This window comes from Streptomyces sp. NPDC002490 (genome assembly GCF_040296045.1).
GTDB lineage: Bacteria > Actinomycetota > Actinomycetes > Streptomycetales > Streptomycetaceae > Streptomyces.
This window is the reverse complement of record NZ_JBEOWM010000009.1, coordinates 41,461-64,771: the sequence shown is the minus strand read 5'-3', so window position 1 is coordinate 64,771 and position 23,311 is coordinate 41,461. Positions and strand designations below refer to the sequence as shown.

Sequence of the window (23,311 nt, the reverse complement as noted above, 5' to 3'; positions counted from 1 at the left end):
TGGGCGGGGGTGCGGGCGGTGGTCACAGGCCGCTCGCGGTGCGGCGCCGGACGAGGACGACGAGGACGGGGGCGCCGACGAGGGCGGTGACCAGTCCGACGCGCAGTTCCCCGGTCGGCAGCACCACCCGGGCGACGATGTCGGCGGCCAGCAGGAAGGCGGGCGCGACGATCAGGGTGAGCGGGAGGATCCAGCGCTGGTCGGGGCCGGTGATCCAGCGCACGACGTGCGGCACCATCAGTCCGACGAAGGAGATGGGACCGGCGACCGCGACGGAGGTGCCGGCGAGCAGGGTCACGGCGAGGACGACGCCGATCCGGGTGGGGCCGAGGCGGGCGCCGAGCGAGCGGGCCGAGTCGTCGCCGAGCGCGAGGGCGTTCAGGGGCCGGGCGCACAGCAGTCCGAGGACGGCGCCGGCGGCGAGGAGCGGGCCGGCGACCGGCAGCACGTCGAGGGGGCGTCCGCCGAGGGAGCCCACGTCCCAGAAGCGCATGGCGTCGAAGGTGGTGCGGTTCTTGAGGGTGAGCCCGGTGGTGATGCCGCTGAAGACGGCGGTGAGGGCGACGCCGGCGAGGGTGAGTTTCACGGGGGTGGCGCCGTGGGTGCCGAGCGAGCCGAGGACGTAGACGAGGACGGTGAGGACGAAGGCGCCGGCGAGCGCGAACCACACGAACCCGGTGGGGTCGGTGACGCCGAGCACCCCGACGGCGAGGGTGACGGCGAAGGCGGCGCCGGCGTTGACCCCGAGGATGCCGGGGTCGGCGAGGGGGTTGCGGGTGAACGCCTGGATGAGGGCCCCGCACAGGCCGAGGGCGGCGCCGACGACGAGTCCGATCACGGTGCGCGGCAGGCGCCCTTCGCGGATCATGACGTGTTCGTCGGGGAGGGTGGCGGGGTCGACGCCGCGGACGACGCCGGCGAGGGCGTCCCAGACGGTGGCGGGGTCGATGGCCCGGGCCCCGACCATCAGGCTGAGCAGGGTCGTCACCAGCAGGAGGACGAGGGCCGTCAGCAGGACGGGCAGCCGGTGGCGGGCCGCCGGGCCCGCCCCGGTGGAACCGGGGTGCGGGCCCGGCGGGCCGGCCGCGGGGGCCGGCCCGCCGGGGGGCGAGGTGAGCGTCACGGAGGGGTCCTGGTGGGTGGGGTGGGGAGGGTCCGCTACTTCGCGGCGCCGGTGACGCCCTTGCCGGCGACGGCGTCCTTGAGCATCGGCACGTACCGTTCGAGGGCCCACGGGATGGACAGCACGCTCGGGCCGCTGGTGGCCATGCCGAGGGTGGCGTCCTGGACGAAGGCGTACCGCTTCTGCTCGATCGGCTCCCACCGGGTGAACAGGTCGTCCTTCAGCGAGTGCTTGACGTCGGCGGGGGTGTTGGCCCAGGCGACGAAGACGTCGGCGTCGATGGTGTCGAGCTTCTCCAGGCTGATCCCGCCGTACCAGTTGCTGCCCTTGACGGTCTTGCCGATGGCCCCCATGGACGGGGTGTTGCTGAAGCCCATCTCGGTGAGCAGTCGCACCCGGGGGTCGTAGTCCATGTAGAGGCCGACCTCGGTGGAGCCGGGGGTGAGGGCCACGCCGTAGGCGAAGGTCTTCTCCTTGAACTCGGGGTTGTCGCGGGCGACGCCGGCGAGCCGGCCTTCGACGTCGGTGACGAGGGCCTCGGCCTTCCCCTTCTCGCCGAGGGCCGTGCCGACGGTGCGGGTCATCTCCTGCCAGGTGCCGCCGTCCCAGGGCTTCTCCAGGTAGGGGACGGTGGGGGCGATCTCGCTGAGGCGCTTGTAGTCGACGTCGCTGATGCCGGAGTACAGACCGAGGATCAGGTCGGGCTCCAGGGAGAGGATCTGTTCGAAGTCGATCTCGCCGGCGTCGCCGTACGTGAGGACCTCGGGCAGGGTGCCGCCGAGCTTGTCGACCTGGGCGCGGAACCAGGGGGTGTACCCCTGCTTGTCGCCGCCCCACTGCTCGTCGACGCCCACCGGCACGGTGCCGAGCGCGGCGACCACGTCGAGGGACATCCAGCTGACCGCGACGACCCGCTTGGGCTTGGCGGTGATCTCGGTGGAGCCGTGGGCGTGCTTGATGGTGACGGGGAAGTCCTTGGCCGCGGCGGCGGGCTCGGCCTTCTTGGCGTCCGTGCCGGAGCCGCCGGACTCCGTGCTGCCGCAGCCGGTCAGGACCAGGGCGGCGGCGAAGGCCAGCCCGGCGATGCGGGTCCAGGCCCCGCGCCGGCGGCGGGCCGGGGTGGGGGCGGCCTGGGGTTCGGCCGTGGACGGGGACATGCTTCTCCTCGGTTTCGACGGGGTCGGTGCCCGCGCGGTGCGCGACGGCGGGGTGGGGCGTGACGGCCGTCACCGCGGTGGGGACACGCGGGCGTACGACCCCGCGCACCGGAAGTTAGGCAACCCTCACTTGGCTCCACGCTAGGGAACCGGAAGGCCGCCGGGCGTCGCGCTCCGGCCAGGGTGCGTCGCGAATCGGCCACCCGTGGGGCGTCAGAGTCCGCGCAGGTACTCGGTGGGGCTGGCGCCGGTGACCCGGCGGAAGGCGGCGCTGAACGCGCTGGTCGTGGAGTAGCCGCAGCGGTGCGCGACGAGGTTCACCGGCTGCCCCTGGCTGAGCAGGGTGATCGCGCCGGACATCCGCACCAGGGCGCGCCAGCGGGTGAAGGGCATCCCGACGTCCTGGGCGAAGGCCCGGGTGACGGTGCGCACGCTCAGCCCGTGCCGGGCGGCGAGCTCCTCCAGGGAGAGGTCGCCCTCGGGGTCTCCCAGGACTTCGTGGGCGAGTCCCCGGATGCGCCAGTCCTCGGGCACGGGCACGTCGAGCGCGGGCAGCGGGTCGTCCTGGAGCAGTTCCAGGATCACCCGTTGGGTGCGCAGCCGCAGTCCGTCGTCCATGGGGGTGACGTCGAGGTGCAGCAGCATCTCCTGGAGCGCCCGTTCCACCCTCAGGGCGCGGGGGGCCGACCAGTCGGCGGGGGCGGCGGCGCGGGTCACGTAGGTGTAGCAGCCGACGCCGCCGGGGTCGGCCGCGGAGGCGTGCGGGGTGCCGGGCGGCACCCAGACGCCCTGGCCGGGGACGAGGCGGCGCACCGCGTCGGCGGTGTGCAGGGTCATCGAGCCGGCGTGCGGCCACACCAGGAGCGCGTCCTCGTGGGTGTGCACCCCGTACTGCACCAGGCCGGTGGGCTCGCTGCCGTCGAACACGGCGGTGGTGAGCAGGTACGGCGGTGCCACCACGGCCCCACCGACCGCGGGATCGGACCACCGCAGCGGGAGCCCGGTGGGCGGCTCACCCCATGGGCGGCCCGTGACAGCAGCAACCGACATGAACTTAGGCTAGCCTAAGTTGTCCGGGCGGTTCGCGCGGGTGTCCGGTGCCCGCCTCAGTAGTGGATGGTGCCGTCCTCGTCCATGCGGGGGTGCATCTGGTCGGGCCCGTAGTGGTCCACGTCCGAGCGCCGGGGGGTCTCGGGGCCGTCCGCGCCCCAGCGGATCATCCGCTCGACCCGGCAGATCCGGTAGTGGTCGCCGGCCACCCGCACCTCGTCCGCCCGCCCCGCCGTGCGGAACCGGTCGGCGGCCCGTGCGTAGGCCGCCTTCTTCTGCGGGGTGAGCCGGAACGCCTTCGGCCAGAACTCGGTCAGTCCGTCGAACAGCATCCGGCGGGCGTCGTGCGGGGTCGGCATCAGCATGCCCCGGGGCCGCCAGCGTTCGCCCTTGCGCTCCGCCACGCCGAAGCCCACCGGGAGCAGCGCCACGTCGGGGTGGGTCCGCACCGCGCGGGCGCTGTCCTCCCGCATGTCCGCGGGGAGGTCGGCGCCCTGGTAGTGGAAGTCCCGCAGCGCCAGCTTCAGGGCGGCCGCCATGAGTCCGCGCTCATGACCGGGGTCGATGGCCACTCCGGTCTCGGGCGGTTGGGCCAGGGCGCCGGGGAACTCCCAGGACCGTTCGACGGGTTCGGGGTCGGTGGGGCGCGGCGGTTCGAGTCCGTCGTCGCCGCCGCGGGCGAACTCGTCCCCGCGGACCACCCGGTAGCGGCGGCCGAGGGCGGCGACCTCGTTGACGGGTTCGCGCTCCAGCACCGCGACGGCGGCGAGGAGTTCGCGTCGCTGCGCGGGGTCGTCCGTCTCGTCCTTGGCCTTGAACCACAGATGGGAGTTGAGTTCGTCCCGGGCCTCCTGCGGACGCCCGGAGACCACCGGCGAGACGATCCGCCAGCGGCGGGCGGCTCCGTCCCCGGGCCCCTCGTCGGCCCCCGGCTCGGGCTCCTCCACGGCGAGCCCGAAGACCGGCCCCCTCAGCAGGAGATGGGGGTAGCGGTAGGACGCCTCCACCGCATCGGCCTCGGTGACCCATTCGGCGGGGTCGTCCCGTTGGACCAAGCCCTCGTGGACCCGGTCGAGTTGTCGCTTCCAGTCATCACCCATGCGCACATTGTCGTCATGCCGACGGTCGGTGGCCGACGTCATCGGGGCAACTGACCGGACTTGTTCGCCATGGACACGTCGGCACTGCCGCCGCCGGCACCGGTCGCCGGGGGCGCTCCGGGGGCCGCGGCGGACGCCGATGGACGACCCCATCCGCGGAGGGTTTCCCTCCGCTATCGAACAATGGGTGAGCCGCCTCTCACACCGGCCACGGGAAACCCCTCCTTAGCCAGACAAAACCCCCCGCCTTCCGCACCACTTCCCCGGCGTGAAGTAAAGGCTCATCCGCCCCCTGCATCTCTTGCGCGCCCCCACGCGCCCCTACTGAACGGTTACCTCGCTCACCACGTATCTCCAGGTGATATCCACCGCGACCGAGGAAGTTCGTCAGCTGAAAACATCTCCCACAACGACCGAAACTCTCTCCTCGAATGACCCGAAGTCCACGTCAGCCGCAAACGACATGAGAATCCTCTCCTCTTTTCCGTCACCTGTTTGATTGGACTGGACACTCTCCCTATGAGACTCAGGAAGGCCAATCTGGCGATCACCGTGGTGGCAGCCCTCGCGGGCGCCGGCATGGTGGCCGGGCGGGCCCTCGTGGACGGGAGCGAGCCCCTCGACCTGGGGCCCGCGATCGACGTGAGCGGACCCGAAGCCAGCGATGTCGCCCCTTCGCAGACGGTCTCGCCGCCCCCCATCTCCCCCCAGGGCCCGAAGACCCCCCTGCCCACCCCCACCGGCACCTGGACGACGTCGGCCTCCGACCCGCCCGCCCTCAGCCCCCTGCTCCCCCCGGCCCCGGAACGCTCCGGCCCGGCCCCCACGTCCGCCGACCCCCCCGGCGGCTCCCCCGTGCCTCCGGCCGTCCCGCCCTACAGCACCGCACACCCCGCCCCCCGCGACGGAGACGAGTACGACCCGTATGAGAACGACGAACACGAAGAATCCGATGCCCACGATCCGGACGACGAGGTGAGCATCGGCGATCTGGAAGAGGGAGAGGACGACTAGGAGTGCGTACCCACACCACCAGCGCGCGGTCGAGGATCGTGGGCTGGATGATGCTCCTGGTGGGTGCCGCGATCGCGGCACCCACCGTCGGGCTCATCGTCGTGTGGCAGGCCCAACTCGACACCAAGTTGGACCACCAGTTGCAGCGCGAGGTCCAGAACCTGCGGAACTACGCGGCGCACTCGGACAACAACGGCCGGCCCCACACCGATGCCGCCGTCCTGCTCACCCGCTTCATGACGATCCACCTCCCCAGCCGGGAGGAGACCTTCTTCAGCATCGTGGACGGGCGGGCCGACCGGCGCAGCCCCGTCGATCCGCCGATCCGGCTCGACAACCAGCCCGACGTGGTCCACGAGTTGGCCTCGCTCGACGGGAAACGGACCCGGACCGGTTGGCTGGACACCGCGAAGGGTCGGGTCCGCTACGGCGTGGTGCCGGTCCACGTCAGGGGCGACACCCGGGACGTGCGGTTCGTCGTCGTCGAGTTCCGCGACCGCCAACTCGTCGAGCAGCAGCGGCTCGCGAAGATGCTGCTGGCCACCGGGCTGGGCGCGCTCGTCTTCGCCGGACTGGCCAGTTGGATGGTCGCCGGACGGGTGCTGGCCCCGGTGCGCCTGGTGCGCCAGACCGCCGCCCGGATCAGCGAGTCGGACCTCACCCAGCGGCTCAACGTGGCCGGGCACGACGACGTGGCCGCGCTCGCCCACACCTTCAACCGGATGTTGGACCGGCTGGAGCAGGCGTTCACCGCGCAGCGCCGCTTCCTGGACGAGGTGGGCCACGAACTGCGCACCCCCATCACGGTGGTGCGCGGACACCTGGAGCTGATGGACGGAGTCGCCGCCGGCGGCCCGGTCCGCGGCGGGCCCGGCGGGCCCGCCTGGGAGGGCCAGGTCCCGGTGCTGGACGCCTGGTCCCCCTGGAACGGCGGTCCCCGGGAGCTCAGCCCCGAGGACCGGGCCGCCACCCGGGCCCTGGTGCTGGACGAACTCGACCGGATGAGCCGGATCGTGGACGACCTGCTCACCCTCGCCAAGGCCGAGCGGCCCGACTTCCTGACCATCGGGGAGACCAACCTCACCGATCTCATCGTGGACGTCGTCGCCAAGGCCCGTGCGCTGGGCAACCGCCACTGGCGGGTCGCCGCCGTCTCGGAGGAGACAGTCCTAGTGGACGGGCAGCGCCTCACCCAGGCCCTGATCCAGCTCGCCGCCAACGCGGTGCGGCACACTCTGGACGGTGATCTTGTCGAAATGGGGTCGACCATCCGGGACGGCCGGGTGCTGCTGTGGGTCCGGGACACCGGTCCCGGCGTCGGCCCCATGGACAAGGAACGGATCTTCAACAGGTTCGCCCAGGCCAATCTCATCGGCGCGGCGGGCAAGTCGGGTTCCGGCCGGGCGGGTACGGGCATCGGGCTCGGACTCGCCATCGTCCGGGAGATCGCCGAGGCGCACGGCGGCACCGCCTGGGTGGAGGACGCCCAGACCGGTGGCGCGCGCTTCGTGCTCGATCTGCCGGCCTACTACCCCTGGGAGGAAGGACACCATGCACCGGATTCTCATAGCGGAGGACGAGGCGGGAATCGCCTCTTTCGTGGAAAGAGGCTTAAGGGGATATGGATTCGCCACTTCGGTGGTGGGTGACGGACTGTCGGCCTACGAGCACGCCCGGGCCGGCAACTGCGATCTGATGATCCTGGACCTCGGGTTGCCCGCGGTGGACGGACTGACCGTGCTGCGCAAGTTGCGCGAACTGCGGGTCACCCTGCCCGTGGTGATCCTCACCGCCCGGGACAGCGTCTCCGACGTGGTCGCGGGGCTGGAGGGCGGTGCGGACGACTACGTGTCCAAGCCGTTCGCCTTCGAGGAACTGCTCGCCCGGGTCCGGCTGCGGCTGCGGGCCGAGGGCGGCCCGGAGGGTTCGCTGCTGCGCGCCGGCGACCTGGTCCTGGACCTGCGCACCCGGCGGGTCCACGTGAACGGGCGGGTCGCGGAGCTGTCCGCCCGGGAGTTCGCCCTGACGGAGGTGTTCATGCGCAACCCCGACCAGGTGCTGACGCGTGAGCAACTCCTCAGCCGGGTCTGGGGCTTCGACTACGACCCCGGATCCAACATCGTCGACGTGTACGTCCGCTACGTGCGGCGCAAGCTGGGCCCCGACCGGGTGGAGACGGTCCGGGGCGTCGGCTACCGGCTCCGGGCCTGACCGCCCCGCGACACGCACCCCCTCACCCCCTCACCCCCTCGACAGGACACCCCCCGACCCCCACCACTGCTTACCCCCCCCACCCGACGGCAGCGCCCGAACCCCACCCCCACCCGCGGCCTGCCCCTCCCTCCCCCACCGCGATCCCGGTACCGACCGGGATCCGGTGCCCCGCCCCTCCGTGCACCCGGTCCCTCCGCGCGCACGGCCAACCGGAGCGGCCCCCACCGGTCACCACCGGCTGGGGGCCCCGGCCCGGGCGTCCGGCACCCCTCGTCCGGCGGTTCCCCCTCGTTCCGACCGCCCTCATCCGCGTTCCCGGCCGCCCGGCCGGCCCGCTCCCCCCGGCTCCGCCCACGGCACCGGAACCCATGGTTCCGACCCACCGTCCCCACCCCTCACCCCAGGGACCACCAGGCACGACGTCATCAATCCGACAGGATTGCCCAGGGTCGGACAGGGGATGTCCGCACCAGCTCAGATGGGCGTGGCCGCGCTCTGACATCGTTATCAAACGGGTGAGAGGTCTCTCACCTCGATCTCACGGCTGACTCATCCCCTACCCGCATGCTTCCGGGCCAAGACATCTACCCCCGGATGTCCCAACTCCCGCAGCAGTCCCGGCCCTTCGGCCTCTGGTCTGCTGGTTCAGCCAGGAGCGTGCCATGAAGAAACTCCTCGACAACGCCCGCACTTTCCAGCAGCGCGTGGCCCCCGAGAGCGAGACCTACCGACAGTTCGCCGCCGGTCAGAGCCCGGGCACACTCTTCATCACCTGCTCCGACTCGCGCATCGTCCCCTCGCTCATCATGGGCTCCGCCCCGGGCGAGGTCTTCGAGCTGCGCAACGCGGGCAACATCATCCCCCCCTACCGTCCCGGACGGCAGTCCGGCGAGGCGGCCACCCTCCAGTACGCGGTGGACGTGCTCCGGGTGCAGGACATCATCGTCTGCGGGCACTCGCACTGCGGCGCCATCGCCGCGGTCGCCAAGGAGCAGGACCTCACCGCGCTGCCGAGCGTGGCGGAGTGGGTCTCCTTCGCCCGTCCCGGGCTGGCCCCGATGCTGGGCACCCCGCCCGAGGACCCGACCCTCTCGTCCCACGTCCAGAAGCACGTCGTCTCCCAGTTGGAGACGCTCCGCGGCTACCCCGAGGTGCACGCGGCGATCGCGGACGGACGGCTGCGGCTGCACGGCTGGTTCTACCGCGTGGACACCTGCGAGATCCACGAACTCGACGAGAACGACGGCACGTTCCACTGTCACTGAGCGCGGAACCGGGCCGGTCCGGGGCCCCGCGGACGGACGAGGGGCCAGGGCTCAGGCCCCCGCCCGTCCGTGCGGGCGCGGACGGCGGCCCGGCTCCGGCGGGGCGCTGACGCGGCGTCCCGCACCGGTACGGGACGGACCAGCACCCGTACGGACGGCCCGGACAGCACTTGCGTGCGGCGCACGTGCCGTCCCGTACCGGAACCCCCCCCCCCCGCACGCCACCCCTGTGCACCGGCACCGAGCCGGTCCCCGGACCCGCCCCCCAGGGTTCCGTTCCCTCAACCCCAACCCCCCACTGACGCACCCGCCCCCACCGGTCCGCGCTCCCCCACGGCGCGACCGCCCGGCGGACGGCTGCGGCGAAAGGAACGATCGCGGTGTCAACTGACAGAACCAGAGAAGGAAGTACGGGCCGCCACGCACGGCGGGGCTCCGGCTCCGACTCCTCCCCGAGTGGCGGTGGCGGACCCAAGAAGGCGAACGCCGAGCCGTCCATGAAGGAGGCGATCGGCACCGACTTCATGGCGTCGATCGTGGTCTTCCTGGTGGCGCTCCCCCTCTGCATCGGCGTCGCGGCGGCCTCGGGCGTCGCTCCCGCCCTCGGCATCATCACCGGCATCATCGGTGGTCTGATCGTGGGCTTCCTGCCCGGCAGTTCGCTCCAGGTCTCCGGACCGGCGGCGGGCCTGGCCGTCCTGGTCCTGGAGTTCACCACCAAGCACGGCGTCGAACTCCTCGGCCCGGTCGTGCTGATGAGCGGTCTCATCCAGATGGTGCTGGGCGTGCTCAAGGCGGGCGGGCTCTTCCAGTCCATCTCGATCTCGGTGGTCCAGGGCATGCTGGCCGGCATCGGCCTGCCCCTGATCCTCAGCCAGATCTACGCCCTGGTGGACTCCAAGCAGCTCGGCACGCCGCTGGCCAACGTGGGCGGCCTCGGCGACCTGGTGACGGCCGTCGCGGGCAACCCGCAGAAGGTCGCGGCACTGGCACTGGGTCTGATGGCGGTGCTGCTCTGCTTCGTCTGGTACAAGGTCCCCGCGCCGCTCAACAAGGTTCCGGCCCCGCTGATCGCGGTGATCCTGGGCTGCGTCGTGGGCGCGATGCCCGGATTCGACGTCAAGAAGGTCGAGTTCGGCAACATGCTGGACGCGATCTCCTTCACCACCCCGGCCGCGATGACCCACCTGCTGGCCCCCGACGTCATCATCATGGTCATCACCTTCACGGTGATCGCTTCGGCGGAGTCGCTGTTCAGCGCGGCGGCCGTGGACCGCATGCACACCGGTCCGCGGACCCAGTACAACAAGGAGCTCTTCGCCCAGGGCGTCGGCAACGCGGCCTCCGGCCTGGTCGGCGCCATGCCGCTGACCGCGGTGATCGTGCGCAGTGCCGCCAACCTCAACGCGGGTGCCAAGACCAAGCTGTCCCGCATCCTGCACGGGGCCTGGCTGCTGGGCTTCGGTCTGCTGCTGCCGGGCCTGCTGGGCCTGATCCCCATCGCGGTGCTGGCCGGCGTGCTGCTGCACGCGGGCTGGAAGCTCTTCAACCCGCCGGCGTTCGTCAAGATGTGGAAGACGGACCGCGGCGAGGGCATCGTCATGATCATCACGACGCTGGCCATCTTCTTCGCCAACCTGCTGGAAGGCGTGCTCGCCGGCCTCGCGGTCGCCGTGGTCCTGCTGGCGCTGCGGATGTCGCACATGAGCATCAAGGAGACCGTCAAGGGCGACACCGGCCGGCTGGAACTGCGCGGCAACGCGACCTTCCTGCGGCTGCCCCGACTGATCCAGGCGCTGGAGGCCATCTCCGACAAGCCGCGGGTCCACGTCGACGCCAGCAAGCTGTCCCACCTCGACCTCGCCTGCCGCAGCCAGATCGAGGAGTGGGGCGAGCAGCGCAAGAAGGCCGGCGCGCTCCACGTCGACATCCGACTGCCCGATGCGAAGGTCCGGCCCGGCGACGTCGACGAGACGGAGCCGACGGGCGTCGACGGACCGACGCCGGTCGAGACCACCGCGGAACTGCCCGGCTCCGGCGCGGCCGAGAACGCCTTCGCCCACCAGGCCCCGTCCGCCTCGGACTTCACGGACACCCTGCCCCCGACCCACGAGCACGCCCGGCCGTACCAGGAGGTCGCGTACCAGCAGATGGGTCCGGTCCACGCCCAGGCCGAGCACCACACCGGCTCGCACGCCCGGCCGCACCCGCAGCACGCGACCCAGCACGTGCACCACACCCACCCGGGCCAGTACCACCCCGGCCACACGCACCCCGGCCACAGCACGCCCGGCTACGCCGGCAACCCGGGTCAGGTCCACCATCACCACCACTACCCGGCGCAGCACCCGTACCCGACGCCCCCGTACGGCTACCCGACCCACCAGCCGCAGCAGGCCGTCGGTCAGCCCCAGCCGTACCCGATGCACGACTCGACCGGCCAGCAGCCGGTGTACGACCCCACCGCCCCGCACGACACCTGGGGCCACGGGGATGAATGGGCCAGCCAGTCCTATGGGGAGGGAAGTCGACGATGAAGATCAGGCTGACGGCCGACGAAGAAGACGGCCTGTTCCAGCTCCTGCGCTCGCTGCACACGTTCCTGACGGCCTGCGAGGACGAGACCTGCCCCGAGCTGCGCTCGCAGCCCAAGGAGGTCGGCAGCGGAGCCGCCCCCCTGAACGGCATCCCGTCCCCCGCCCGACGTCCGGACCACTCCCACGCGTACGCCCGCTCCACCACCCCCTCGGCGCACGCCCATCCCGCCGATGCGGACCAGCACCGGCAGGCCCGCTCGGGCCACCCCCGCCCCCCGGGGTCTGCTGCCGGGCGCTCCCCGGCTGGGAGCCCCGCCCCGACTGCCGCCGGACCGGCCGCCACCGGTCCGGCGGCCACCCCGCCGGGTGAGGGCCACGACCAGGTGCCGCTGCCGCAGCGGGACCGGGACGGGGCCGTCGCCCGACTGGAGGCCCGCAGGGCCGCGGCGGAAGCCGCTGCCTCGGCGGCCCGAAGGGCCTGAGCGGTCCACCCGCTCACCTGAACCATCCTCCCGCCGGTCGGACACCGCCGACCGACCGGCCCGCGCCGGAGCCCCCTTGGCCCATGGGGGCTCCGGCGCCCCTTCGCGGCCGGCCCCGGCCGACTTGACCTCAAGCGGGGTTGAGGGCGCAGGCTGCCGTCATGGACGAGGAAGACGAGCAGCGGATCAGGCGGGCCCTGGCCGCCCACACCGAGCTGTGGCGGCGCCACGAGATGGACGCCTGGGGAGAACTCTTCACCGAGGACTGCGACTTCATCACCCACCGCGGGATCTGGTGGACCTCGCGGCGCGAGAACGTGGTGGGCCACCGGGACGTCCCCGCCCCGGTCCTCGCCCAGAAGCGGAGCTACGCCCAGGAGGTCCTCCGCGTCCGGGGCCTCGCTCCGGACGTCGCCCTGGTGCACACCTCCTGGAGCTGGCCCGACCACCAACTCCCCGGCGCCGAGGCCGCCGAGGACCGCAGGGGTCTCATCACCCTGGTCATGGTGCGCCACCCGGACGGGCGCTGGCTGATCCGCGCGGCGCACAACACCCGGGAGAACGGACTCGACGACTTCACCGCCCCCACCGGCTGACCCCACCGCGGAGCGGGGTCCGGCCGAGCGGCACCCCCGGGCCCCCGGGCGGGGCTAGAGTCGGGACATGCCGACGCAAGCACGGGCCCGCCTCCTCGCCGCCGCCGAGGAACTCTTCTACGCCGAAGGCATCCGCGCGGTCGGAGTGGAGCGGTTGGTGACCACCTCCGGGGTGGGACGGGCCTCGTTCTACCGGCACTTCGCGGGCAAGGACGACCTGGTGCTCGCCGTGCTCCGGGCGTACGGCACCCGGTTCCTCGACTGGCTCGCCCAGGACGTCGCCGCCCGCGGGGGACATCCGCTCGCCGTCTTCGACGCCCTGGCCGACCGCTTCGACCAGGACGACTTCCGGGGCTGCACGGCGATCAACACGATCATCGAGAGCGCCGACCCCGAGAGCGCCGCGCACCGGGTGGCCGCCGCGCACAAGGACGAGGTGGTCCGCTACCTCACCGGACTGCTCGCCTCGGCCGGCAGCCCCCGGCCCGCCGAACTCGCCGCGCAGTTCATGCTGTTGGTCGACGGGGCGATCGTCACCGCCCTCCGTGAACGGGGCCCCGGCCCCGCCCGCCGGGCACGGTCCGTCGCCGCGGTCCTGCTGGGCTGACGGCCGTCCGCCGACTCGGGCCGCATCGCCGCACGGCAGCGGCGCGGCGATGCGGCGGGCACCAGGACACCAGGCAGGTCCAGCACGTTGCGGGGCGAGAGCCGACCGGCACCGGAAGACCCTACGCGCTGCGCCTGCGGGGCGCGGCGGTCTTCTTCGGCGTCTTCTTCGCGGCCTTCTTGGTCGTCCCCTTCGCCGTGGCCCCGGTGGCGGTCCTCCCGGCCGTCTTCTTGGCGGTCCCCTTGACCGCCCTCTTCGCCGCCTTCTTCGCGGGCGGCTCCGCGGCGCTCTCCGCCGCCCCCTTCCCCGTGGCGCTCCGGGACTTCTTCCTGGCCGCGGCCACCGACTGCTCCAGGATGGCGGCGAGGTCGATGACGTCGGCGCCGGCGGGTTCCTCGGGGCGGCCGGGGGCGGGGAGTTCGCCGGCGAGCTTGGCGGTGATGAGTTCGTCGAGCGCGGCGCGGTACTCGTCGTGCATCGTGTCCGGGTCGACCTCGCCCAGGGTGTCCATCAGGGCGTCGGCGAGGTCGAGTTCGGCGTCCTTCACGGTGACCCGGCCCTCGGGGGCGATGTGGTCGGTGGCGCGGATCTCGTCGGGCCAGAGCAGCGAGTGCAGGCACAGGACCTCGTCGACCGTCCGCAGCATCGCCAGGCGTTCGCGGCCCCGCAGGGCGAACTTGGTCAGGGCGACGGTGTCGGTGCGCCGCAGGGCCTCGCGCAACAGGAGGTACGGCTTGGCGGCGTCGGGGCCGTGGGCGGAGAGGTAGTACGGGGTGTCCATCTGGAGGGGGTCGATCCGGTCGGTCGGCAGTACCGCGACCACCTCGATGGTCTTGGTGGTGCGCAGCGGCAGGGCGGCGAGGTCCTCGTCGGTGACGGCGACGACCGTGCCGTCGGGCATCTCGTAGCCGCGGACCGTGTCGGCGGCGGCGACCTCCTCGTCCTCCAGCTCGCAGACCTTGCGGTAGCGGACCCGGCCGCCGTCCTCGGTGTGGATCTGACGGAAGGAGACCGCATGGCTCTCGGTGGCGCTCATCAGCTTCACGGGGATGTTGACCAGGCCGAAGGCGAGGGAGCCGTTCCAGATCGAGCGCACGTCCGCCGCCTTCCGGGAGCCGGAACCACCTGACCGAAATGCACCATTCCGTGGCAGTCTCATGGTATGACGCCGATGACCGAGGTGGAGGGGCGGCGCCTCGCGCTCAGCAACCTCGACAAGGTGCTGTACCCGGCGGGCGGATTCACCAAGGGGCAGCTCCTGCACTACTACGCGATCACCGCGGAACCGGTGCTGGCCCAGCTCAGGGACCGTCCGGTGTCGTTCCTGCGGTACCCGGACGGGGCGACGGGGCAGCGGTTCTTCACCAAGAACGTGCCGCCGGGCACCCCGGCCTGGGTGCGCACCGCCGAGGTCCCCCATTCGAGCGGCGGCCAGCGTCAGGTGGTGGTCCAGGACCTGCCGTCGCTGATGTGGGCGGCCAACCTGGTGACGGAGTTCCACACCCCGCAGTGGCGGGACGGGGCGTACGCGCGGGCCGACCGGCTGGTCCTCGATCTCGACCCGGGGCCGCCGGCGACCGTCGTGGAGTGCTGCGAGGTGGCCCTGTGGCTGCGGGAACGGCTCGCCGCGGATGGGCTCGACGCGTACGTGAAGACCTCGGGGGCCAAGGGCCTGCACCTCCTCGTCGGTCTGGAGCCGACGCCGTCCGCCGAGGTCAGCGCGTACGCCAAGCGGTTGGCCGTGGCCGCCGAGCGGGAGCTGTCCGGGCTGGTCACGCACCGGATGGCCCGGAACCTTCGTCCCGGCAAGGTCTTCGTCGACTTCAGTCAGAACGCCGCCGCGAAGACGACCGCGGCCCCGTACACGCTGCGCGCCGGACCGGAACCCACCGTGTCGGCGCCGCTGACCTGGGCGGAGGCGGAGGCGTGCCGGGACCCCGGGGAACTGGTGGTGCGGGCCGAGGACCTCGCGGGGCGGTTGGCGCACCACGGGGACCTGCTCGCGCCGTTGTACGACCCGGGGCGGGCGGCGCGGTTGCCCCGCTGAGGGGCGGTGCCGGCGCTCAGAGCCGGCGCCAGGTGCCCCGGTCGCGCGCCGTTGCGTACAGGGTCTCCACCTCGGCCGGTTTCAGTACCCCGCCCGTGCGCCCCAGCGCGGCCAGTCCGGTTGCCGTGAGGACGCGGAGGTCCCGCGGGGCCGCGCCGGGGGTGAGGGCGCCGGCGCCGACCACCACCAGCACCGGGGCGACGGGTGCGGTCAACGCGTGGGAGGCGCGTTCGGCGAGGGAGCGGGCGGTCCGCAGCAGCGGAACGGGCGCGGACCGCCCGACCGTCACCTGCGGGTCGGCGATCCGGACCCGGCGCCCCCGTCCGGCGAGGACCGAGACCGCGAAGCTTCCGGCCGGCCCGATCGTCAGGTGCGCCAGCCGGTCCGTGCCCGGCAGCGGGACGGAGTGCAGGACGCGCCACCCGCCGGGTTCCAGTGCCTCCAGCGCGGCGCCCGTGGCCTCTTCTGCGGCGAGCGCCTCCGGCCGGCCGTCCCGGCCCCGGAAGCGGTGCCGGGAGGCGGGGACCCGCTCCAGGTCGATCCTCAGGGCCTCGCCGGGACGGTTGGGGGCGAGGTCGTCGTCGGGGTGCAGGGCCAGCCGGGCGAGGTCCGCGGCGCCCGGCACCACGGGCGGGCCGACGGTGACCCGGCCGCTCAGGTACGGGGCGAGGGCGGCCAGCACGGCGTCCGCGTCCCCGGTGCTGAGCACGGTCACCCGGGCCTGTTCGTGGTCGTACCAGGCGAGGGTGCGCCCCGAGCGGAGGGTGACGTGGAGGAGGTCCCGGCCGTGCTCACGCACCGGCACGACCCGCAGGTCGCTCATGGCACCACCCCCGCTGCCCATGGGACCAGGCGGGGTTCGCGGGCCGCAAGGCGACCCGCTCGGCGGGGTGGGGAACCGGCCAGGCCCGAGGGTCCGGTCCGCCCGTGCGGGTGGGTGGCGCCCCCGGGCGCGTGGGCGGACCGGGTGGTCCTCGCTTAGGGGGTTGCCGGCCCGTTCCCGTACCGTGGCGGGCTGAACGATCCTCGTCCCGCCCGCCCGTGCAGGAGTGCCTCGTGTCCCACCGCAGACCCCGCCGACCTCGTGCGGTCCGTCTCGGCGGGGTCCTGGGCCTGTCCGCACTGCTGCTGCTGGGCGGCTGCGGCGACCCCGGTGAGTTGGAGAGCGCCGGGGCCACGCCGACCGCCGTGGCTCCGGCCCGGCTGTGGCCGGATCTCCCCCCGGCCTCCGCCCCCGCGTTCGACTACGGCGAGGCCGCCACCGAAGCCGTCTCGGGGCTCGTCGCCCCCGGCGGGGACCTGCGCCGCCTCGATCCGCTGACCGTGCTGAGGGCCCAGGCGGCCGAGCACCCGGACACCTTCGCCGGCCCGACGGGTCTGGACGAGAAGACCGTCGAACGGATCGAACGCTGCGACCGCAAGAGCGTCGGCACCCCCGACTGCCCGGTCCTCGCCCCGCAGCACCGGGACCTGACCGGCGACGGACGGGCCGAGCTGATCGTGGGCATCCGCCTGCCGGACGGACAGTTGGCGGTGCGGGTGTTCAGCGAGGCCGCCGGGGGGCTGACCCAGGTCATGGAGACCTCCGACGCGGTGACCGGGGTGCAGGTCGCCGGCCGGGACCTGGTGATCCGGGCCGTCTCCGGCATCCCCGGCTACGAGTACCGGACCGTGTGGTCCTGGGACCGCCACCAGCAGGCGATGCTGCCGACGAAGGACGAGTTCCTCCGGGTCGACGGCACCGCCCGGTCCCCCGGCTCCCGGCCCCGGCCCGGCGCCTCGCCCTCGGGGGTCGCCCCGTGACCGCGGCGCCCGGCGACGCCCGCCGGCGGGGCGCGCTGCGGCGGCTGCGCTCGTGGACGGCGTCGCTGCCGTGGAAGGCGGCGGTGTTCATCACCGTGATGTGCTGTGCGCTGGCCGCGCTGCTGGGCGTACTGGTGCACGCGTCGGTGACCCACCAGACGGTGGACCAGGCCCGGGAGCGCGCGCTGATCCGGCTGACGGACGCGACCCGGGCCTTCGAGGGCGGCGAACTGCTGGGCCCCGGAGCATCGCTGGACCCCCCGGAGCTGCCGGGCTCGCTGCGCCGGCTGGCCCTGGCCGGCGAGCGCGGCACCATGGTCGGCGACCGCTCGCCGCGCCCCACCATGTGGGCGGCCGGCCCGGCGGACGGCGACCGGGTGATCGCGGTGGCCGTCGACTACTCGCAGGGGGTGCGCACCATCGCCGGGCTCGACCGGGCCATCCTCGGCTCCTCGGCGCTGGCGATCGGGGCGACCCTGCTGGTCGGGGCGTTCGCGGTGACCCGGGTGACCCGGCGGCTGCACGCGACGGCCCGGGTGGCGCGCCGGATCACCGCCGGCGACCTCGACGCCCGGGTCGACGACCCGCGGACCGGGGACCCGGCGCGGGCCCAGGACGAGGTGGCCGCGGTCGCCGCCGCGCTGGACTCCATGGCGGCCTCGCTCCAGAGCAGGCTGGAGAGCGAGCGGCGGTTCACCGCCGACGTGGCGCACGAGCTGCGCACCCCGCTCACCGGGCTGCACGCGGCGGCGGAACTGCTGCCGCCCGGGCGCCCCACCGAACTGGTGCGCAACCGGGTGGCCGCGCTGCGGACGCTCACCGAGGACCTGTTGGAGATCTCCCGCCTGGACGCCGGCGGCGAGCGCCCCGACCTGGCCGCACACCGGTTGGGCCCGCTGGCCGAACGGGTCGCCCGCAGCGCCGGGGCCGAGGTGGAGGTGCGGGTGGTGCGGGACTCCTGCGTGGAGACCGACCGTCGCCGACTGGAGCGGGTGTTGGGCAATCTGGTGGCCAACGCGCTCACCCACGGCCGGACCCCGGTGACGGTCAGCGTCGACGGCCCGGAGGTCACCGTCCGGGACCACGGCGACGGGTTCCCCGCCTACCTGGTGCAGCACGGGCCCCAGCGCTTCCGCACCGAGGGCGGCACCAAGGGCCACGGCCTGGGCCTGACGATCGCCCTCGGTCAGGCCACTGCGCTGGGCGCCCGGTTGACGTTCGCCAACCTCGACGGGCCGGCCCCGGCCGAGCGGGGCGCGGTGGCGCGGCTGACCCTGCCGGCGCCCCGGACCGACTGACCCGGCCGCGCCCACCCGATGGCGGAACGCAGCGCGCGGCCCGCACCCCGTCTTCCTAGGGTGGAACCGACCGCCGCCCCCCACTCCGGGAGTTCCCGTGAAGCTGCGCTCCGCCGCCATAGCCACCGCCGCGACCGCCCTGGCCCTCGCCGTGTCGGCCCCCGTGGCCGCCGCCGCCCCGACCGCCCCCACCGGTGACGACGGCCGGCACCACTCCTACCAGGGCCGGGTCGTCGCCCACGGCGGGCTGCTGCTGCGCGACTCCCCCACCCGCGGCAGCCGCGTCCTGCGCAAGGAGCCGTACGGGGCGGTCGTCCACATCTACTGCAAGACCCGCGGGGAGCACGTCGAGGGCAACAGCCTCTGGTACCTGCTGACCGACGGCACCTGGGCCTGGGGCGCGGCCCACTACATCGACAACATCGGCCCCGCGCCGCACTTCTGCTGACGCCCCGCCGACCGTCCCGCAAGTGCCGACATAACGGGACATCAACCGTACGGCTTGCTACGTTCCCCGCATGACCGGAACGACCGCCGAGGCCCCGCCGACCGGTGCGGCCCCCGCAGTCGTCCGTCCGCGGGGGCGCGGCACCGAACTCGCCCTGCTGGTCCCGGCGGTCCTGCTGCCGGTCCTCGGCCACTGCGCCGCCGGGCTCGGCCGGACCGGCACCGTCCCCGCGGGCGTCCTCGGCCACGGCGTCGGGCTCGGCGCCCTCGCCCTGCTGGCGCACCTGGCGGTCCGGTGGCGCGCCCGCCACGCCGATCCGCTGCTGCTGCCGATCGCGGTCCTCCTCAACGGCGTCGGGCTGGTCCTCATCCACCGCCTGGACCTGGAGACCCCCGGCGACCGCGCGGCCCCCGCCCAGCTCGTCTGGTCGGCGCTGGGCGTCACCCTGTTCGCGGTGGTCGTCCTCGCCCTGCGCGACCACCGGGTGCTCCAGCGCTACGCGTACCTCAGCATGGCCGCGGCGCTCCTCCTCATGATCGTCCCGATCTTCTTCCCCGCCGTGAACGGCGCCCGCATCTGGATCCGGGTCGGCGGACTCTCCTTCCAGCCCGGCGAATTCGCCAAGGTGCTGCTGGCGCTGTTCTTCGCCGGCTACCTCGCCGCCCACCGGCACGCCCTCGCGTACACCGGACGGCGGGCGTGGCGGCTGCCGCTCCCCACCGGCCGGGTGCTGGGGCCCATCGTCACCGTCTGGGCGCTCAGCGTGCTCGTCCTGGTCCTCGAACGGGACCTGGGCACCTCCCTGCTGTTCTTCTTCCTCTTCGTCACCCTGCTGTACGTGGCGACCGGCCGCACCGGCTGGATCGCGGTGGGCCTGCTGCTCGCCGCGGTCGGCGCGGTGGCGGTGGGCTGGCTGGAACCGCACGTGCACACCCGCGTCCAGGACTGGTTGCACCCCTTCGCCTCCATCGAGGCCGGCGAAGGGCCGGGTCAACTCGCCCAGTCGCTCTTCGCGTTCGCCGCCGGCGGGCTGACCGGCACCGGGCTCGGCCTCGGCGACTCCGTCCTCATCGGCTTCGCCGCCAAGTCGGACTTCATCCTGGCGACCGCCGGCGAGGAGTTGGGGTTCGCGGGACTGTCCGCGCTGATCCTGCTGTACGCCCTGGTGGTGGAGCGCGGCTTCCGCACCGGCCTCGCCCTGCGGGACCCCTTCGGGCTGCTGCTCGCGGTGGGGCTCTCCACCATCCTCGCCCTCCAGTCCTTCGTGATCGCCGGCGGCGTCACCGGGCTGATCCCGCTCACCGGCATGGTGATGCCCTTCCTCGCCCAGGGCGGTTCCTCCGTGGTCACCAACTGGATCATCGTGGCCCTGCTGATCCGGCTGAGCGACTCCGCCCGCCGCCCGGTCCCCGCGGAGCCGGCGCCGTGACCGCGCCCGGCCGCCCCCCGCGCACCCTGCGGCGCTGCGCCCGGCACGCCGGCGCGGTGTGCCTGCTGCTGCTCGCCGCGCTGCTGGTCAACGCGGTCCGGGTGCAGCTCGTCGCGGCCGGCGCGCTGGACGAGGACCCGGCCAACCGTCGCGGCGCCATCGAGCGCTACGCCCAGCCGCGCGGCGCGATCCTGGTGGACGGCGAACCCGTCACCGGCTCGAAGGACACCCACGAGCACCTGCGCCACGAACGCACCTACCGCAACGGCCCGCTCTACGCCCCGGTGACCGGCTTCTCCTCCCAGACGTACGGGACGACCTTCCTGGAGCACGCGGAGGACCGCACCCTCGCCGGCACCGATCCGCTGCTCGCCCCGCTGCCCTTCTGGCCGGAGCTGACCCGCTCGCGCAGCCCCGGCGGACGGGTCGTCACCACCGTGGACGGCGCGGCGCAGCGGGCCGCGTACGGGGCGCTGGCCGGCCGCAAGGGAGCGGTGGCCGCGGTGGAGCCGGACAGCGGCCGGGTGCTGGCCCTGGTCTCCTCGCCCTCCTACGACCCGGGAGTGCTGTCCGGCAACGGTCCGGCGGTCGACCGGGCCTGGCGCGAGCTGAACGCCGACCCGGACCAGCCGATGCTCAACCGGGCGGTCCGGCAGACCTATCCGCCGGGCTCCACCTTCAAGGTGGTCACCGCCGCGGCGGCGCTGGAGTCGGGGGTGGTCCGGGACCTGGACGAGCCGACCTCGGTCCCCGACCCGTACCGGCTGCCGGGCACCACGAAGGAGCTGACCAACGCGGTGGACGGCTGCGCGGGCGCCTCCCTGCGGTACGCGTTCACCTGGTCGTGCAACACGGTCCTGGCGGGGCTCGGGGCCCGGGTGGGACTGGCCGGGATGGTCGGTGCGGCCCGGGACTTCGGCTTCAACGAGCCGGCGGTGCGCATTCCGTTCGCGGTGGCGCCCAGCACCTTCGACCGGCACATGGACACCGCCCAGTTGGCGCTCTCCTCGGTGGGCCAGTTCGACACCCGGGCGACCCCGCTCCAGATGGCGGTGGTGGCGGCGGCGGTGGCGAACGGCGGCACGGTCCGCACCCCGTACCTGGTGGAGCGCACCACCACCGCGGACGGCAGCACCGTCCGCACGGCCCCGCCCCGCCCGGCCCGGCAGGCGATGGACCCGCGCACCGCCGCACAGCTGCGGGAGCTGATGGAGGGGGTGGTCACCGGGGGCACCGGGGCGCGGGCCGCGATCCCGGGCGCGACGGTCGGCGGCAAGACGGGCACCGCCCAGCACGGGGTGGGCAACGCGGGCGTGCCCTACGCCTGGTTCGTCTCCTGGGCGCAGGGCGAGGACAGCCCGCGGCCGGCGGTGGCGGTCGCGGTGGTGGTGGAGGACGCCTCGGCGGTCCGCGGGGAGATCAGCGGCGGCGGCGACGCGGCCCCGATCGCCCGGGCCGTGATGGCGGCGGCCCTGGCGTCCGAGGTCGGGCGCTCCCGGGAGGGCGGGGGTGGAGCGCGGTGAGGTCGACGTGCACCGGGAACGGGACCGTGGTCGTCTCCCCCTGCGGCTGGCGTACCCAGCGGAGTCCGACGGCGTTCAGCCGAACGGGTGAGGTGCCCGCCGGATCAGGGCGCGGTGGGCACGCCGACCCACTCCGGGAGCGCCTCGCGCCGTTTGCGCCACGCCTCGGAGACGCTGACGGTGCCGGTGCGGGCGCCCACGACGCCCGCGGTGATCGCACAGGTGGTGTCGGAGTCGCCGAGGCCCTCGGCGGTGGCCCACAGGGCGGCGACCAGGTCGTCGGGGTGGCGGGCGGCGGTCCACACGGCGAACGGCACCGTGTCGTCGGCGCGGACCAGGACCCCGCTGCCGAGTTCCTCGGCGGCCCGCCGGGGTTCGGTGGCGAACGGCAGGCGGTCGGCGGCGAGCAGCCCGTCGCGGACCGCGCCGGGCGGGGTGCGCTCGGCGACCGCGGCGACGGTCAGTCGGGCCCGGGAGGCGAGGGCGGCGGCCACCGCGACGGCGACGGCGCCCGCGACGCCCTCGGGGTGGGCGTGGGTGACCAGGGCCGACCGCTCGGCCTCGACGACGACGCGGTCGAGGTCCTCGCCGAACCAGGCGCCGAGCGGTGCCACCCGCATCGCCGCCCCGTTGCCGAGGCTGCCCCGGCCGTCGAAGAGGGCGGCGGCCGCTTCGCGCCAGGTCCCGGGGTGCTCGACGTAGCGGGGCAGCAGTTCCCGCATCCCGGCGCCGTAGCCGCGGTCGGGATCGGCCGCGTAGGCGCTGCCGAAGGCGGTGGCCAGGGCCACCGGGTCGATCCCGTCGTGTGCGTCGAGGACCCGCAGCACCGCCAGGGCCATGGCGGTGTCGTCGGTCCAGGGCCATTCCTTCTCGCGCGGCATCCGACGGCCGCGGATCTCCTCGACGGCCTGCGGGCGCTCGCGCAGCAGCGGGGACCACCGCTCGCCGAAGGCGTCGCCGAGGGCGAGTGCGTCGATGCTGTCGCGGGCGGCTGCGCGGCGGTCCGCGGAGGCGGCGGCTTCATTCATGCGCGTCATGGTGCCAGTTGATCACCCCCGGGTTCCCGGCCTTTGCCCGGCTTTCCGCAAGCCTTGCCGTCACCTGGTCAGCGGTTTTCCGTTTCTTGCCCTTCTTCATCGGAAATGTGCAACTCAAGTGGTCAAACGGTCACAAGAGGTGATCGGGAACGGGCGGTCGCCCGGGACGGACCGGGCGGATGCGACACTGCGTGACGTGCGCAGCGAAGACACCCCGTTCGTCGGCGGCCCCCTCGACGGCCGGGTGCTCCCGGTCCTGGTGGGCCCGACCGGCCACCCCCCGAAGGTCTACCAGGTGCCCGTGCCGGGCGCGGACGGCGAGCCGCCGACGGTCCTCGTCTACCGGCGGGTCGCCGTGCAGGGGGGCCGGCGCCTGGTCCTGCACCGGGGGTGGAAGTACGAGTACGACCCCGACGGCGGCCCGGTCGGCCCGCGGTGGCCCTGGAGCAAGCCGGCCGGCCCGGGACGGGGGCCGGGTACCGACTCCGGGTGACCGCACTGCTCCGTTCCGCCCAGTCCCGCGCGCGGGGGGCGAGGGGCGCCCGCAAGCTCCCCCTGCGGGGCGCACGGGGCGCCCCCGG

Annotated in this window: 22 protein-coding genes; 15 read left to right on the top strand and 7 right to left on the bottom strand. The window is 73.8% G+C overall.

Annotation, left to right across the window (positions count from 1 at the left end; all coding sequences use genetic code 11):
- Window positions 1-22: 22 nt before the first annotated feature.
- From ABT092_RS08155 to ABT092_RS08140, 4 genes are all read right to left on the bottom strand, one after another.
- A complete protein-coding gene (locus tag ABT092_RS08155) occupies window positions 23-1,123 on the bottom strand; it encodes a FecCD family ABC transporter permease (RefSeq protein ID WP_351241092.1) in 1,101 nt (366 codons plus the stop codon).
- A gap of 35 nt (window positions 1,124-1,158) precedes the next feature.
- Complete coding sequence (locus ABT092_RS08150) at window positions 1,159-2,280, bottom strand: iron-siderophore ABC transporter substrate-binding protein (RefSeq protein WP_351241090.1); 1,122 nt, start codon at window positions 2,278-2,280, stop codon at window positions 1,159-1,161.
- A gap of 213 nt (window positions 2,281-2,493) precedes the next feature.
- Window positions 2,494-3,330 carry a helix-turn-helix domain-containing protein gene (locus ABT092_RS08145; RefSeq protein ID WP_351241088.1) on the bottom strand — a complete coding sequence of 279 codons (837 nt, stop codon included), beginning with the start codon at window positions 3,328-3,330 and terminating at the stop codon, window positions 2,494-2,496.
- Between the two features lie 56 nt (window positions 3,331-3,386).
- Window positions 3,387-4,430: a DUF5954 family protein gene (locus ABT092_RS08140; protein ID WP_351241086.1), complete on the bottom strand. Its 1,044-nt coding sequence runs from the start codon at window positions 4,428-4,430 to the stop codon at window positions 3,387-3,389.
- 519 nt (window positions 4,431-4,949) lie between these two features.
- Here ABT092_RS08140 and ABT092_RS08135 point away from each other — a divergent pair.
- The 8 genes from ABT092_RS08135 (at window position 4,950) to ABT092_RS08100 (ending at window position 13,145) form a co-directional block, all read left to right on the top strand.
- Window positions 4,950-5,444, top strand: a complete 495-nt coding sequence (locus ABT092_RS08135; protein WP_351241084.1) for a hypothetical protein — start codon at window positions 4,950-4,952, stop codon at window positions 5,442-5,444.
- A gap of 2 nt (window positions 5,445-5,446) precedes the next feature.
- Window positions 5,447-7,093, top strand: coding sequence for a sensor histidine kinase (locus tag ABT092_RS08130; RefSeq protein ID WP_351241082.1), 1,647 nt, complete (start codon window positions 5,447-5,449; stop codon window positions 7,091-7,093).
- Complete coding sequence (locus ABT092_RS08125; RefSeq protein WP_351241080.1) at window positions 6,996-7,655, top strand: response regulator transcription factor; 660 nt, start codon at window positions 6,996-6,998, stop codon at window positions 7,653-7,655. The genes ABT092_RS08130 and ABT092_RS08125 overlap by 98 nt, the downstream gene beginning before the upstream one ends.
- 665 nt (window positions 7,656-8,320) lie before the next feature.
- Window positions 8,321-8,923, top strand: coding sequence for a carbonic anhydrase (locus ABT092_RS08120; RefSeq protein WP_351241078.1), 603 nt, complete (start codon window positions 8,321-8,323; stop codon window positions 8,921-8,923).
- 380 nt (window positions 8,924-9,303) lie between these two features.
- Window positions 9,304-11,460, top strand: coding sequence for a SulP family inorganic anion transporter (locus ABT092_RS08115; protein ID WP_351241076.1), 2,157 nt, complete (start codon window positions 9,304-9,306; stop codon window positions 11,458-11,460).
- Window positions 11,457-11,942 carry a hypothetical protein gene (locus ABT092_RS08110; protein ID WP_351241074.1) on the top strand — a complete coding sequence of 162 codons (486 nt, stop codon included), beginning with the start codon at window positions 11,457-11,459 and terminating at the stop codon, window positions 11,940-11,942. Before ABT092_RS08115 ends, ABT092_RS08110 begins: the two co-directional genes overlap by 4 nt.
- A 161-nt stretch (window positions 11,943-12,103) precedes the next feature.
- A complete protein-coding gene (locus ABT092_RS08105; protein ID WP_351241072.1) occupies window positions 12,104-12,538 on the top strand; it encodes an SgcJ/EcaC family oxidoreductase in 435 nt (144 codons plus the stop codon).
- Window positions 12,539-12,605: 67 nt separating this feature from the next.
- Window positions 12,606-13,145 carry a TetR/AcrR family transcriptional regulator gene (locus ABT092_RS08100; protein ID WP_351241070.1) on the top strand — a complete coding sequence of 180 codons (540 nt, stop codon included), beginning with the start codon at window positions 12,606-12,608 and terminating at the stop codon, window positions 13,143-13,145.
- 121 nt (window positions 13,146-13,266) lie between these two features.
- Here the strand turns inward: ABT092_RS08100 and ku are convergent, their stop codons facing one another.
- Complete coding sequence (gene ku, locus ABT092_RS08095) at window positions 13,267-14,241, bottom strand: non-homologous end joining protein Ku (protein WP_351241068.1); 975 nt, start codon at window positions 14,239-14,241, stop codon at window positions 13,267-13,269.
- 66 nt (window positions 14,242-14,307) lie between these two features.
- Here ku and ligD point away from each other — a divergent pair, with 66 nt between their 5' ends.
- Window positions 14,308-15,192: a non-homologous end-joining DNA ligase gene (ligD, locus tag ABT092_RS08090; protein ID WP_351241066.1), complete on the top strand. Its 885-nt coding sequence runs from the start codon at window positions 14,308-14,310 to the stop codon at window positions 15,190-15,192.
- Between the two features lie 16 nt (window positions 15,193-15,208).
- Here the strand turns inward: ligD and ABT092_RS08085 are convergent, their stop codons facing one another.
- Window positions 15,209-16,015 carry an NERD domain-containing protein gene (locus ABT092_RS08085; RefSeq protein WP_351241064.1) on the bottom strand — a complete coding sequence of 269 codons (807 nt, stop codon included), beginning with the start codon at window positions 16,013-16,015 and terminating at the stop codon, window positions 15,209-15,211.
- A gap of 233 nt (window positions 16,016-16,248) precedes the next feature.
- On the opposite strand from ABT092_RS08085, the gene ABT092_RS08080 reads away from it, so the two are divergent.
- The 5 genes from ABT092_RS08080 to ABT092_RS08060 all read left to right on the top strand — a co-directional run bounded on the left by ABT092_RS08080 (window position 16,249) and on the right by ABT092_RS08060 (window position 21,693).
- Window positions 16,249-16,995, top strand: a complete 747-nt coding sequence (locus ABT092_RS08080) for a hypothetical protein (protein WP_351241062.1) — start codon at window positions 16,249-16,251, stop codon at window positions 16,993-16,995.
- A 35-nt stretch (window positions 16,996-17,030) separates the two neighbouring features.
- Window positions 17,031-18,293, top strand: a complete 1,263-nt coding sequence (locus ABT092_RS08075; protein ID WP_351241288.1) for an ATP-binding protein — start codon at window positions 17,031-17,033, stop codon at window positions 18,291-18,293.
- Between the two features lie 97 nt (window positions 18,294-18,390).
- A complete protein-coding gene (locus ABT092_RS08070; protein ID WP_351241060.1) occupies window positions 18,391-18,741 on the top strand; it encodes an SH3 domain-containing protein in 351 nt (116 codons plus the stop codon).
- Window positions 18,742-18,811: 70 nt separating this feature from the next.
- Entirely contained in the window at window positions 18,812-20,170 is a 1,359-nt protein-coding gene (locus ABT092_RS08065; protein ID WP_351241058.1) for an FtsW/RodA/SpoVE family cell cycle protein, read from the top strand.
- 26 nt (window positions 20,171-20,196) lie between these two features.
- Window positions 20,197-21,693, top strand: coding sequence for a penicillin-binding transpeptidase domain-containing protein (locus tag ABT092_RS08060; RefSeq protein ID WP_351241286.1), 1,497 nt, complete (start codon window positions 20,197-20,199; stop codon window positions 21,691-21,693).
- A gap of 104 nt (window positions 21,694-21,797) precedes the next feature.
- On the opposite strand, the gene ABT092_RS08055 is transcribed toward ABT092_RS08060, so the two are convergent.
- Window positions 21,798-22,721 carry an ADP-ribosylglycohydrolase family protein gene (locus ABT092_RS08055; RefSeq protein WP_351241056.1) on the bottom strand — a complete coding sequence of 308 codons (924 nt, stop codon included), beginning with the start codon at window positions 22,719-22,721 and terminating at the stop codon, window positions 21,798-21,800.
- Between the two features lie 205 nt (window positions 22,722-22,926).
- Between ABT092_RS08055 and ABT092_RS08050 the strand changes: the two genes are divergently transcribed.
- The gene (locus ABT092_RS08050; RefSeq protein ID WP_351241054.1) at window positions 22,927-23,223 is read left to right on the top strand and encodes a DUF8847 domain-containing protein; all 297 of its coding nucleotides are present in this window, start codon (window positions 22,927-22,929) and stop codon (window positions 23,221-23,223) included.
- Window positions 23,224-23,311 lie beyond the last annotated feature (88 nt).

Bases quoted from the DNA above. Each gene is read 5' to 3' on its own strand.
- ABT092_RS08110 (WP_351241074.1), top strand. From the start codon at position 11,457: ATGAAGATCAGGCTGACGGCCGACGAAGAAGACGGCCTGTTCCAGCTC.
- ABT092_RS08125 (WP_351241080.1), top strand. From the start codon at position 6,996: ATGCACCGGATTCTCATAGCGGAGGACGAGGCGGGAATCGCCTCTTTC.
- ABT092_RS08150 (WP_351241090.1), bottom strand. From the start codon at position 2,280: ATGTCCCCGTCCACGGCCGAACCCCAGGCCGCCCCCACCCCGGCCCGC.
- ABT092_RS08145 (WP_351241088.1), bottom strand. From the start codon at position 3,330: ATGTCGGTTGCTGCTGTCACGGGCCGCCCATGGGGTGAGCCGCCCACC.
- ABT092_RS08135 (WP_351241084.1), top strand. From the start codon at position 4,950: ATGAGACTCAGGAAGGCCAATCTGGCGATCACCGTGGTGGCAGCCCTC.
- ABT092_RS08055 (WP_351241056.1), bottom strand. From the start codon at position 22,721: ATGAATGAAGCCGCCGCCTCCGCGGACCGCCGCGCAGCCGCCCGCGAC.
- ABT092_RS08105 (WP_351241072.1), top strand. From the start codon at position 12,104: ATGGACGAGGAAGACGAGCAGCGGATCAGGCGGGCCCTGGCCGCCCAC.
- ligD (WP_351241066.1), top strand. From the start codon at position 14,308: ATGACGCCGATGACCGAGGTGGAGGGGCGGCGCCTCGCGCTCAGCAAC.
- ABT092_RS08140 (WP_351241086.1), bottom strand. From the start codon at position 4,430: ATGGGTGATGACTGGAAGCGACAACTCGACCGGGTCCACGAGGGCTTG.
- ABT092_RS08065 (WP_351241058.1), top strand. From the start codon at position 18,812: ATGACCGGAACGACCGCCGAGGCCCCGCCGACCGGTGCGGCCCCCGCA.
- ABT092_RS08120 (WP_351241078.1), top strand. From the start codon at position 8,321: ATGAAGAAACTCCTCGACAACGCCCGCACTTTCCAGCAGCGCGTGGCC.
- ABT092_RS08085 (WP_351241064.1), bottom strand. From the start codon at position 16,015: ATGAGCGACCTGCGGGTCGTGCCGGTGCGTGAGCACGGCCGGGACCTC.
- ABT092_RS08100 (WP_351241070.1), top strand. From the start codon at position 12,606: ATGCCGACGCAAGCACGGGCCCGCCTCCTCGCCGCCGCCGAGGAACTC.